This is a genomic window from Salinivirga sp. (assembly GCF_035268865.1).
GTDB lineage: Bacteria > Bacteroidota > Bacteroidia > Bacteroidales > Salinivirgaceae > Salinivirga.
Genome location: NZ_DATFKB010000050.1, coordinates 1 through 11,920, shown reverse-complemented (window position 1 = coordinate 11,920; position 11,920 = coordinate 1). Strand labels below are relative to the sequence as shown.

Annotated in this window: 12 protein-coding genes and 2 tRNA genes; 7 read left to right on the top strand and 7 right to left on the bottom strand. The window is 37.8% G+C overall.

The features are described 5' to 3' along the window. Positions 1–11: 11 nt before the first annotated feature. The 3 genes from VJ937_RS03395 to VJ937_RS03385 form a co-directional block, all read right to left on the bottom strand. Positions 12–380, bottom strand: a complete 369-nt coding sequence (locus VJ937_RS03395; RefSeq protein WP_324065491.1) for a hypothetical protein — start codon at positions 378–380, stop codon at positions 12–14. Between the two features lie 165 nt (positions 381–545). Continuing rightward, on the bottom strand, positions 546–920 hold the full coding sequence (locus VJ937_RS03390) for a hypothetical protein (protein ID WP_324065490.1): 375 nt from the start codon (positions 918–920) through the stop codon (positions 546–548). Positions 921–1,032: 112 nt separating this feature from the next. Beyond that, entirely contained in the window at positions 1,033–3,315 is a 2,283-nt protein-coding gene (locus VJ937_RS03385) for a hypothetical protein (protein WP_324065489.1), read from the bottom strand. Between the two features lie 344 nt (positions 3,316–3,659). Here VJ937_RS03385 and VJ937_RS03380 point away from each other — a divergent pair. From VJ937_RS03380 to radC, 4 genes are all read left to right on the top strand, one after another. Continuing rightward, positions 3,660–3,731 (top strand) — tRNA-Glu (locus tag VJ937_RS03380). 28 nt (positions 3,732–3,759) lie between these two features. Beyond that, on the top strand, positions 3,760–4,014 hold the full coding sequence (rpsT, locus tag VJ937_RS03375) for a 30S ribosomal protein S20 (protein ID WP_057952616.1): 255 nt from the start codon (positions 3,760–3,762) through the stop codon (positions 4,012–4,014). 31 nt (positions 4,015–4,045) lie between these two features. Continuing rightward, a tRNA-Glu gene (locus tag VJ937_RS03370) sits at positions 4,046–4,117 on the top strand. A 78-nt stretch (positions 4,118–4,195) separates the two neighbouring features. Then, positions 4,196–4,873 (top strand): RadC family protein, encoded by a 678-nt coding sequence (gene radC, locus VJ937_RS03365; protein WP_205627986.1) that lies wholly within the window; start codon positions 4,196–4,198, stop codon positions 4,871–4,873. Between the two features lies 1 nt (position 4,874). On the opposite strand, the gene VJ937_RS03360 is transcribed toward radC, so the two are convergent. Genes VJ937_RS03360 through VJ937_RS03350 form a run of 3 tightly spaced genes read right to left on the bottom strand, consistent with a single transcriptional unit; the run spans position 4,875 to position 7,799 of the window. Further along, a complete protein-coding gene (locus VJ937_RS03360) occupies positions 4,875–5,975 on the bottom strand; it encodes a GNAT family N-acetyltransferase (protein ID WP_324065488.1) in 1,101 nt (366 codons plus the stop codon). Continuing rightward, positions 5,968–6,903 carry a polysaccharide deacetylase family protein gene (locus tag VJ937_RS03355; protein ID WP_324065487.1) on the bottom strand — a complete coding sequence of 312 codons (936 nt, stop codon included), beginning with the start codon at positions 6,901–6,903 and terminating at the stop codon, positions 5,968–5,970. Before VJ937_RS03355 ends, VJ937_RS03360 begins: the two co-directional genes overlap by 8 nt. Beyond that, positions 6,900–7,799, bottom strand: coding sequence for a hypothetical protein (locus VJ937_RS03350; RefSeq protein ID WP_324065486.1), 900 nt, complete (start codon positions 7,797–7,799; stop codon positions 6,900–6,902). Before VJ937_RS03350 ends, VJ937_RS03355 begins: the two co-directional genes overlap by 4 nt. A gap of 311 nt (positions 7,800–8,110) precedes the next feature. Here VJ937_RS03350 and upp point away from each other — a divergent pair, with 311 nt between their 5' ends. Both upp and VJ937_RS03340 read left to right on the top strand, forming a co-directional pair. Then, entirely contained in the window at positions 8,111–8,767 is a 657-nt protein-coding gene (upp, locus tag VJ937_RS03345; RefSeq protein ID WP_324065485.1) for a uracil phosphoribosyltransferase, read from the top strand. A 33-nt stretch (positions 8,768–8,800) separates the two neighbouring features. Further along, complete coding sequence (locus VJ937_RS03340) at positions 8,801–9,250, top strand: hypothetical protein (RefSeq protein WP_057952610.1); 450 nt, start codon at positions 8,801–8,803, stop codon at positions 9,248–9,250. Between the two features lie 4 nt (positions 9,251–9,254). Here the strand turns inward: VJ937_RS03340 and folK are convergent, their stop codons facing one another. Then, positions 9,255–9,776 carry a 2-amino-4-hydroxy-6-hydroxymethyldihydropteridine diphosphokinase gene (gene folK, locus VJ937_RS03335; RefSeq protein ID WP_324065484.1) on the bottom strand — a complete coding sequence of 174 codons (522 nt, stop codon included), beginning with the start codon at positions 9,774–9,776 and terminating at the stop codon, positions 9,255–9,257. A gap of 495 nt (positions 9,777–10,271) precedes the next feature. On the opposite strand from folK, the gene sppA reads away from it, so the two are divergent. Continuing rightward, positions 10,272–11,920, top strand: a 1,649-nt coding sequence (sppA, locus tag VJ937_RS03330) for a signal peptide peptidase SppA (protein WP_324065483.1), incomplete at its 3' end; no start/stop codon positions are given.

Genomic DNA, 11,920 nt, shown 5'->3' with positions numbered 1-11,920 from the left:
CCGACACAAAACTATTGAACTTTCGTACACGAGTATGTTTCACTTGTACCCATTGCACTCATGGTGAAGTCTAATTTGGTGCCTGTTAAGGTGTTGATTTTATTGGTGACGTCAACTCCGAGATTGTACTTAAATGACTTTCCGTCGAAGGTGTATTCAAACGTTAAAGATGCTGGATAGCCATTGCTGTATGACTTAATTTTATATTCAGTTTCGGTAAAGATGTGGAAGGCTGAGTCGTTATCTTCTTCTGCAGGGTCAGGCGTGATTTGTTTCCAGGTACCGTAAAGGTCAGTTTGGTCGTAAGTTTTCTCGTCTTCTTTTTCACACGCTGCAGTTGCAAAGATCAGGGTTAAAAGTATTAAAACTGTTTTTTTCATGTTTTTTGTTTTTGTGTTCTAAATATCTTGTTTTATAAACGTATGCAAAATTACAAAATAAATTTCTTTCCCAATAGCGGAGTTATTTTCGAAGCACCATATCTAAAAATGAATAAGTTTTAAGTCCATCCTTATGCTTATGTCAGATTGAAATAAGCTTGCAAATTATTGAACGCGCAGGCATTCTACAGTTTCCTCTGTTCCGAGAGCATTTGTTGTAAAACTAAGCAGTGTGTCATTAAGTGTATTTATATCGTTTACTATTTCAGAACCACTTTCGTAAATAAACGATTGACCATCAAATTCATATTCATAGGCCACTTCACCCGAAATGGTGTCGTTTTTAAAGTATCTTATCTTGTATTGTGTCCCTGTGAATATGTGATAAATGGAATCATACCCTTCAGTGGATGCAGGTGGGGCAAATTGATCCCACGTTCCATATAAGTTACTTGGGGTGTACGATATTATTTCATCTTCTGTACAGGCAGTCATAATAATTAACAGAATTGCAGGAATTAAAATGAGTTTTTTCATCATACCTGTCATTTAAAGGTTTAAACAAAAGTAAAACAATATTTACTAAAAAGCGTAAGCATTTACAAAAAAAAAACCGGCTATTATAACCGGTTTTATATCTGGTAATGTTTTGTTATTGGGTAGTCCACTCTTTTTGCGATCTCATTAAGAGCATGGCTAGTAAATAAGCCGCAGCACCTGCTAAGAGCGCCATATTATATCCAAAATTAAATGCCACAAGCATGATGGCTGTTGATCCCAGGACTGATGCCGCTCCGTTAATGGCAAAACCCCAATCGATTAGTTCTCCGACTCGTTTTGTGCCTTTGGGAAATGGCATACCCATGAAAAAACCAAGTGGTAGAATTAATATAATTGTAATCAATATGCGTCCAAACATGGGAAGGGAATCTAAAGCATTGAGCAAATATTCAAACAAGAAAATATCGGATAAAACCCATAATATAATACCAATAAATGGTATGGATGATTTGAAATTTTGCGAAAAACGGCTGCCAATACCTGATGCCAGCAGTAAAGTGAATAAAATGGTGACAAAGGTGTAAGATCCGGGCCCAATAAAACGGGTATATTTTTGAATCAAAATTACTTCAATAGCCATAAAAGCAACACCAATCAGAAAGAAGAAGCTCCATCCGTTAAATGTAAGCTTGTTCCCTTTTTTCAAAAATGGAATCAAATTAATGGGAATTACAATTAATCCAACTACAAGCAAAATAACAAGAATTAAAAGCTTAGCTACGGGAAAGCCTTTAAATTCATAAGGCGATATTTTGTCAATATTTCCGATGTCGAAATTTTTCCACAAACCCATTTGAGCTGCAAATGGTCTGTCGTCTGTAGTAGGCGATAAGTCAGTTGCTACCGTATCTTGTATTTGCTCCCAGCCATGTTTTATGATCTGCGATACGAGGTTGTTTTTTAGAGAATCGGGAGGGTTTGGATATTCTTCTGTTAAATATGGACTCTCACCAGCTGTCATTGAAGGAAAGGCATTGTTTATAACCTCTTTTTTCAGTGGTTTTTTGCCGATGAGCATCATTTTTCGCCGGCCCGGGTAAGAGTGAAATATTGCAATGTGCAATTGCGGGTCATCAACACCTTTATTTTTGAGTGCCTGTATTACAGCTGTGGTCAATCGGGGAATATAAAATTGATGGTCCATGAGCATAATGCCCTCTTTGGTCATAGCATCGTAATAATCTTCAAAAGCTTCTTGTGTGAACAAGTAATTTTCTGCAAGCGCAAACGCCCCTGATGCCAGGGATGCAAAAGTATTAGAGCTCAGAGAATATATGATATCAAATTTATTATTGAATTGTCTTACATAGGCCCGGCCATCTTCGGTGATGACTTTTACGTTTTTGTGACTGTATATTTCTCCTGTAAAGTCATGTAAGAAGCCTTCTTTCATCAGATCGTTTAAATGGGGTACCACTTCTACAGCATGAATCTCAGTTGCACCTGAATTGAGTGCATTCAAAACATCGCCACCACCACCAGCACCCAGTGCCAGAAATGTGCATGAATCATATCTTTTTACCATATAAGGCATGGGGTAGCCGGGAAATTTTTTCAGGCTGTCGGGTTTATTGTAATTACCATTAAAACCAATTGTAGGAGCATGTGCTGCATTGTCAATCACAGAGTAATAAAAATTATCACTGCGCTTAAGTACTTTTAATTGCGCCATAGCATCCCAGTGCTGGTAGATGAGTTCAAAACGCTCTTCTCTTGGTTTGTTGAGCCATGTTTCAGCTTTGGGTAATAAGGCCAGTAGGGCGACAATCATGGTAATAGGAATGGTTTTCCTCCATTTTTTTGCATAGAGAATCGCTGCTGTTAATGCTGGTACACTTACTAGAAATGCCGTTTTTTGGACTTCTATTATGTTCATTAACAGTACTGCTATTACTACACCCAAACCTGACCCAATTAAATCTGACATATAGATTTTGGGCATTTGGGTATGATGGTTTTTAAAGATTATGCCTAATGACATTCCCCCAAAAAGAAATGAGATACTCAGAATAATAATTACAAGTGCAATTTTTCCGGCCATCAGCCAGCTTCCAAAGATTTCAGTAAAGTTAAGGTCGAATTGTAGCACCAACATAGGACCCGCAATTGAGATTACAGCGCCAAGGGTCAGGTACATCCACAACTTTTTGTGGTCCCCCAGCTTTTGAAATAATCTAATGACCAGGGCTCCCAGTCCAAGGCCTAGAATGGAGAGTGATAAAACAAGAAATGCGAAAGTATAAAAGTACTCGGCTGAAAAAATCCGGGTCCATAATATTTCCAGTCCAATAAAGGAAGATGCAATAAGGGCTGCACCGACTGCCGGTTTTAGTGTTTTGCTTGTTTCATCTTTTGATTTTAAAAAATTCAGCATGATAAAATGGTTTAAGGGTTTGTTCCTTAATTGCTACTAATATGCCATGTTTTTTAGGTAGCTATTAATCAGGCGTTTCTGTTGTTTTTGATCTTTTTCCTGTGCCGTATTTCTGATAGGAAAACGAACATGCTTGTTCGGAACCGATCAGTTTATAATGATTAATAAATTGAATAAATCTATTTGTATGGGATTGGTTTTGAACTGCTTTATTGGGAGGGATAAAGCCTGACAAACAATTTTAAACAAAAACGTAAAAAATCAGTTAAAAAATTTTTGAACTTAAAAAACATTCTCTATTTTTGCAGCCGCAATCATTCAAAATGAATTTTTGTACAACACATGGCCCGTTCGTCTAGGGGTTAGGACGCCAGGTTTTCATCCTGGTAACAGGAGTTCGATTCTCCTACGGGCTACTAAAATTGAAGTGAAAAAAGTAATAGAATGGCAAATCATTTATCAGCAAAGAAGAGAATCAGGCAGAACAAAGTGAGAAGGCTGCATAATCGTTACTATGCTCGTACAACTCGTAACGCTGTACGCCAGTTAGAAGCTACTACAGATAAGTCAAAAGCCCAGGAGATGCTTCCGAAGGTTGTTGCAATGGTAGATAAGCTCGCTCGCAAAAACCAGATTCATAAGAATAAAGCTGCTAACCTGAAATCAAAGATTACAAGGCACGTAAACGCTTTGTCTTAATCAGCGGTTTAGTAGATCATATTTTCAAGATGGCCCGTTCGTCTAGGGGTTAGGACGCCAGGTTTTCATCCTGGTAACAGGAGTTCGAATCTCCTACGGGCTACTTTCTTTTTTTATCTCCCTTTTTACTTTATTACAGAAAACTTTCTATCTTCAGGGCATGGAAGATAAAAAACCTTTTATGCCAATAACCAGCTGGGCTGAAAGCGACCGGCCCAGGGAGAAATTGCTCAATAAAGGCGTTAATGTTTTGTCTGATGCCGAACTTATTGCAATCTTGCTTGGTTCCGGATCCCGGAATGAGAGTGCCGTTGAACTTGCCAAAAGAATTTTACTTGGTGCAGAAAATAGTTTTCATAAGCTTGCGCGTTTTACCCCGGCAGAGTTTACACGTTTTCAGGGTGTTGGCGAAGCCAAGGCTGTAACACTTGTGGCGGCCATGGAAATTGCCAGACGCCGTAGCGAGCGACAGTCAGATGCTGCTGTGCTGGTGCGAAGCAGCGAAGATGCCTATGAGTTAATGTATTCCCAGCTTTCTGACCTTAACCATGAAGAGTTCTGGGTGATTTTTTTACATCAGTCCAATAAAGTTATTGCCAGGAAAAAAATCAGCCAGGGAGGAATAGCAGGCACTGTTACCGATGTGAGAATTATTTTAAAGGAGGCCCTGTTGGTCTCTGCACCAGCCATGATTTTAGCGCATAATCATCCGTCAGGAAATCTTGAACCCAGCCAGGCCGATATTAATATTACCCGGAAAATTAAAGAAGCTGCAGAAATGCTCGATATGCGGGTGCTGGATCATGTAATAATTGGAAATCAGAAATACTACAGTTTTGCCGATGAGGGACAGATTTAATTCAGGTAAACATATAATCGCCATCTCCGTCGTGGATGTATAGCTGCCCATTATCATTAATTTCAAAGGTAGCGTAAATGCCCATTTGATATGTTTTGTTGAAAATGAATGGTTTTCTGAGTTTTGATAATTCTTTGGTAATAGCCACGTCCATCACCGAAAAGGTTTTCATTCGATTTTCATAGCATAAATTTATTATTGCTTTAGCTGCTATTTCACTTATGTTTTGAGCAAAATTGTAAAGTAATTTCAAATTACCGTTTCTTGAAGACAATATGAGTTTTCCTGCAACTTCATTGCCTGTGCGAATTGATACGTACCAAATTTTATGATCGGCTTCAAATAAGGAAAATGGATAGTTCGTTTTTTTATAATCCGGCTGGTCCGAAAGCCAGGGATGCTTTGCCATCCATTTGAGTTCGGCATCGGAGCGTGCAAACAAACTTTCTGGAGCGAGGTCCTGTACATAAAAATTTGCCGGGTAATGCTGTTCAGTAAATATGGAATATGCTTTAAGTTTAAATGGCCTGAAAAATATTCTTTTAAAACGACAGGCGAGCTTAAAAAATATATTAATAAGGGGTATGGTTGGTTTGAGGTATTTATAAAAACTGCGATTTTTCAGCAGTTCTGTTACATCAACATTACCATAAAACCGGGTTCGTATGCGCTTTTTGAGTAGTTTGAAATACGATGTTTTATTGTAGAGCAGATGCGATTCGCGTGCAAAATTTGTATACATAAGTTTTTGCTGCCAATCTTCATACGCCGAATCAAGTAATATTTTTGAGTACCCTCTTCGGCGATGCTTCGGGTCAATCCAGTTGCCGCTGCACCATCCAAATTTTATTTCTTTTCCGGGTAGTTTTACTAAATCGGGCATAATGGTTCTGAAACCGATAAGCTGTTCGTTTTGGAATAGCATATAAATGACCGGGTCATTAGGTGTGGCTCTGGGATTATGAAAATATGAATGAGCACGTGGCTTTGAGATAGGCTTCACGTTGAGAGATTCATAAAAATCACTGTCAATAAAACCCGGAATCTCCTGAATGAGAATTTTCTTTATCGTTAAATTATGTTCTGTGTCGTATTCAATCATCTCTTAAAACCGTATTTTTCTTCATTAATTGCCTGATTTTGAAATAAAAGTGCTCGTATTTTAAGATGCTTTGCGCCGTTTCGTAACTTCTCTTTTCCATGGGAATACGTTGCAAATGACCATGAAAACTGTCGTACTTTAGTCCGGCGGTGCCAAATGATAAATCAACAAGGTTTTCTGAATGTATTTTTTTTAGCAATCCATTGCTAATTCCATGATCGGTGTACGGAAAGGCAAAAGCCTTTGTAGTTGGGTTGAAGTGCTTTTCAATCCACTGCATACTGTTTTTAACCTGTTTATATTGTGTTCTCTGGTCGATTTTGTAAAATTCCGGATGGTCCCAGCTGTGTGCTCCAATTGAGAAACCTTCTTTTTTGAGTTGCATCAATTCATGCATACCCATGTAGATGTTGCTGTTTTTAATATGTTCTTTCAGTTGTGTTTTTTTGCTTTCAGTTGTTTCCAGTAATTTATTTTTATCCGGGTAGTACTTCAATTGCTCAGGTAGTTTTATGCCCTTTTTATGTGCCATATCAAAAATGAATCGGTGAAATATGTCATTGTTGTCTACAAAAGCGGGATTGATAAAAAAGGTGGCTGGAATACTTTTTTCGAGTAGTATTGGTGCTATTATATTGCTGCAAGATTTCAGGCCGTCGTCAAAAGTGATGTGCATTGCATTGGAGGGTAGTTCTTCTGGTTTTTTTAAATCATCAAGTGTCACAGGAACGTAGTGTTTCAATAAAAAATTAATATCCTGTTTAAATTGTTTTTCGTTTTTTACCTGATATCCGCTGATGTAAGATGGATGCTGGTTTTCAACGGCATGGTAAAAAGGCAGAAGTATGGGGTAATTGCCCTTTTTTATATAAGGAAAATTCAGCAAGTTTGCTGACCTGAAAATTATGCTTTTTACAATGCGTTTCATTTTATCAAACCTTTGATTAGGAAAGGCAGCCGATTTTGTTTTATTAAATAGTATTGCTCTGGTTGAGCCCCGAATCCGCTGAAAAACCTTGCGACACCAGGAATTGATGAGCCTTCGAAGTCCAGAACTTTTGGGTTTTCGGTATTTTTATGTAAAAAATGATTAAAAATAGCATACATGGCTCTGTGTGTTTTTCCTAAATCTGACGATACTCCATTGATGTATGTAATTCTGCGCGGATCATGAATAAATGCAGCTGCTGCACATAGTTCATTTTGCTGATCATAAGCAGCAAATAATTCAAGCATATTCCGTTCTTGTGTTTTTAGTAAAATAAGCCTGAGCTTGTTGAGTATATCATCATTAATGAATTTGCCTGATGCTGCCTTTTTTAAATCTATGTATTGTTTAATAGTAATGTGTTCGTTGATGTTAACGTTTTTTTGAGCCTTATTGGTGTATCTTTTTGTGTGTTTATTGAAGCCTGATCTTATATTTTGGTATGTGTCGTTTAAATTGAGTAATAGGTTCTCTTTTGAAATAATTTCAAAATTTTTTGGTGTATGGTTACTGTTGTTTAAGGTAGTTTGTATATAGCGAGCTTCCTGTGACAGCCTTATTGTGAATTTTAACATTATTTCCTGTTCAGGATTTGGGAAAACGCCTGTTTGCTGTGCGTAGGGTGGTTGCAGTATGTATTTTAAACCCCATTTTTTAGCAATAAACACGGGCATAACATATTCGAAATCACCATAAATTAAACCATACCATTCCGGGAAAACAATATCCAGGTACCAGCTAAATCCATATATTCGGCCATTTGGTGCATTTTGAATGCAGCTGTCCCATTTGGCGGTATCAATGTTGCTGTTATGTGAAAAAGTTAGTGCTTTCATTCATTTGAATATTTTCAAAAAAAATATTACCATGAAATGTTTTTCATGTTTGGCTATCTCCGGAAATCCCAAATTTACAAATGTTTCAGGATTTTTGTGTTTTTTGAGCCAATTAACCTTTGTGTCAGCTTTAATTTGGTACTCAATGGGCATACATGTTGCTAAAAATGAATTGTTTTGCTATTTTTGTCCGGTTGTTCTTAATAAATGATCTTGTTTTAAAGCTTGACAACCCAAATTAAGTGAATAATTCTTTGGTAATTAGCGCATGAATTTGCATGTTAAATTACCAATATTAAAATGAAGATTGAATGAAAGTCGTCAACTTAGGAGAAACTGATTCGGTATTTAGTCAGTTTTTATACGAAATGCGCCATAGTCAAATCCAGCAAGACAGCATGCGCTTCAGAATAAATATGCAACGCATTGGCGCGCTAATGGCTTACGAGATTAGCAAAGAGCTACAATTTAAAACCGAAGAGGTAATTACTCCATTAGGGTCTGCCAATGCCAGATTATTAAACGATCAGGTGGTGCTTGCAACAATTTTACGGGCCGGGTTACCCATGCAAGACGGAATGCTACAGGTTTTTGATCGTGCTGAGAATGCATTTGTCTCAGCATATCGAAAATATGAGCAGGGAGATGATTTTCATATAGAATTTGAGCATTTTTCTGCCCCCAGACTCGATAATAAAGTTATGATTTTAGCTGACCCGATGATGGCTACAGGCGCTTCAATGGAGCTTTCTTACAATGGCTTGTTGCAAAACGGTACGCCTAAACATACCCACATTGCTACCATCATAGCTTCACGAGAAGGGGTTGATTATATTCAGAATAAACTTTCAGATATTGAAGTAACTTTGTGGGTAGGAGCTGTAGACGATGAACTCACTTCGAAATCATATATTGTTCCCGGGCTTGGAGATGCCGGTGACCTGGCTTTTGGAAGTAAGTCAGATTAATAGTTTAACCAGCCAACCAGAAATAGTTGAGTTTTGGAGTATTTGCTAATTTTTTTACTCAGCAGCGTTAAGTTTGCAATGACTTTCCCTATTGCTGTATTTGCCAAAGGCCTTACAGCTCCAGTAGTTTATTTAATTACAACCCTAGGCGGAATTTCTGGTGCCACTTTTTTTGTTTATGCATGGGGAGAGGTTGTGAAATTTTTACGCAAGAGAAATATTATTTTTTTTCGTCGAAACAAACCTGTATTTACAAAGCGCTCCCGACGCCTGGCTTACGTAAAAAGTAATTATGGTTTTTGGGGTCTTGTTATTCTTACCCCTGTGCTTTTTTCCATTCCGTTAGGTGCGCTTATTCTGGCTGCCTACTATCCTAACAAACGACGAATTATAAAATGCCTGACACTAACGATAGCCATTTGGTCTTTTATAATGGTAATTGTACTGTTCACATTCAGAGATTGGCTGTCACAGTTTTTTTAAGCTTTTATTCTTTTTTTTTGTCTTTCTCTAATGGCATTACAAAACCGTTATCTGTACACTTTTTTTTTAGTTCTTTGATGGTTTTAAGTAAAACCGGATGTTTATATCCAGGTATTAGCTCATTAAGTGGTTCCAGGGTGAACAGCCTTTCATGAATTTTAGGGTGAGGAACTTTCAATCGGTCGTTGTCAATAATTTGTTCATTCACGAAAAGTATGTCGATATCAAGAGGTCTTGATTCGTATGAAGCTTTTGTTTTTGGTAGGCGGCCGGCTTTTTTTTCAATTTTTTGTGTGAGATTAAGTAGTTGGGTAGGGGTAAGTGAGGTGTTTATAATTATTACCTGGTTAATAAAGTTTTCCGCTTCGAAACCCCATGCTTCTGATTCATAAAGCTTGCTGATATTTGTAATTTTGATTCCTGAACTCTTTAATTCATTGATGGCAAAGCTTAAATGTTCACTGCGTATCTCCATATTTGAGCCCAGAAGTAAAACAACATTATTTGAAATGGTTTTGTGAAACATAAGGTTTTTAATAATCTTTTTTATGGGTTATTTTTACATGCTGCACAAAAATCGTACGGTTTGCCAATAACAATGTAAGTAAATTTAAAAAACAATAAATTTGTCACGTAATTGATTCTAAAATTAATAAATTTGAGCTAAACTAAATCAAAACAAATCCATGAAACCTCCATGCTTAAATGTTTAAACACACTGCGCCTTCGCGTAGCTTCCGCTATAGCTTTAGCGAAAGCCGAAAGCGAAACAAGGCACGAGTATGATTTGGAATATTGCAGGTAAAAAAAACTGTAAAACAGGTAATAGGGGGCTCCATCCCGATTAGCATCGGGACAAGTAATGACCACTAAAATCAAAATTATAAACATATGAACCGAGCCATGATAAAAATTTTGACACACCTGTATGATTATAATAAAAACTGAAAACCTTGTGTGACGGAAGTTTGATACATCATGGCGAGCTCCATATGACCACTAAAATCAAAATTATAAACATATGAAAAGTTTTTTGAAGTATTTTCTGGCTTCCTTTTTGGCATTTCTTATTGCCACAATTATTGGTGTTTTTATTCTTATCGGTTCGGTAAGTTCACTTGTCGATACAGAGAAAGTAGTGAAGGTTAAACCCAATAGCGTACTTAAAATTACACTGGATAAACCAATAATGGACCGGGCACCAAAAAATCCATTTGCAAAATTCAGTCCAACGAATTTTGAACCACAATCCTCGAGCAGTTTGAGTCAGATTCTTGATAATATCGACCGAGCGAAAAATGACTCAAAAATTAAAGGTATATTTTTATACCTTGATAATATAACTGCCGGGTCTGCTACTGTAACTGAGGTACGTAATGCACTCGCAAGCTTTAAAGATAGTGGTAAGTTCATAATCAGCTATGGGAATTATTATTCCCAAAAGGCATTTTATCTGGCTACAGTAGCCGATAAAGTTTATGTTAATCCTGAAGGCATGGTTGGAATGCAGGGCCTGACTTCTCAGGTAATGTTTTTTAAGAAAACACTTGAAAAGATTGGTGTTGAACCACAGGTAATCCGCCATGGTAAGTATAAGAGTGCGGTAGAGCCTTTCCTCGACAATAAAATGAGTGAAGCAAACCGTGAGCAAATAGCTGCATATATGGGTTCGCTTTGGAATGAAATTTTAATGAAAGTCGGATCATCAAGAAACCTGAAGGTAGATGAGCTACAGCGTATTGCTGATGAAATGCTGCTGACCAATGTTGATGATGTAGTGGAATATAACCTGGCCGACGGCGCAAGGTATTATGATCAGGTTATGGACGAACTAAAGACAAAAGCGGGTACAGGCGAAGGCGAAAAGCTTGCTATGGTTACGCTTGGCGATTATACGCATGCTCCAAAACCACAAAAGGATAAGTTGATATCCAAGATGGATAAAATCGCCGTTGTTTACGCGCAAGGCCAAATAGGAGCAGGTAAAGGCAGTGTAGATGAGATTGGGACAGAAAATGTTGCAAAGGCATTACGCAAGGTGCGTGAAGATGATAAAGTAAAAGCAGTTGTTTTACGCGTTAATAGTCCGGGTGGAAGCGCCCTTACATCTGAGGTTATTTTCCGTGAAGTTCAACTGGTGAAAGAGAAGAAACCCGTAATTGTTTCTATGGGTGATGTTGCAGCAAGTGGCGGTTATTACATCAGTTGTATGGCCGATACCATCGTTGCAAGTCCCAATACCATTACAGGTTCAATAGGTGTGTTTGGACTGTTGTTTCAGGCCCGGGAGTTGATTGAAGAAAAAATTGGAATTAATGTAGAAACAGTCAATACAGCAAAACATGCCGATATGGGTTCTCCATTCAGACCATTGGATAGTAAGGAGCGAGCAGCTATAAAAAAATCTATTGAAGATATTTATCAAACTTTCATCGGTCATGTGGCCAATGGACGTGGAATGACAAAAGAAGAAGTAGATAAAGTTGCCCAGGGTCGCGTTTGGAGCGGAAGAGATGCACTCGAAATTGGTTTGGTCGATGTGTTGGGCGGACTCAATGATGCTATCGAAATTGCGGCAGAAAGGGCCGGTGTCGAAGATTATGTTATAAAGGACCTTCCAAAGCAAAAGGATCCTATACAGCAAATGCTTGAAGAGTTTGGAGCTAACGC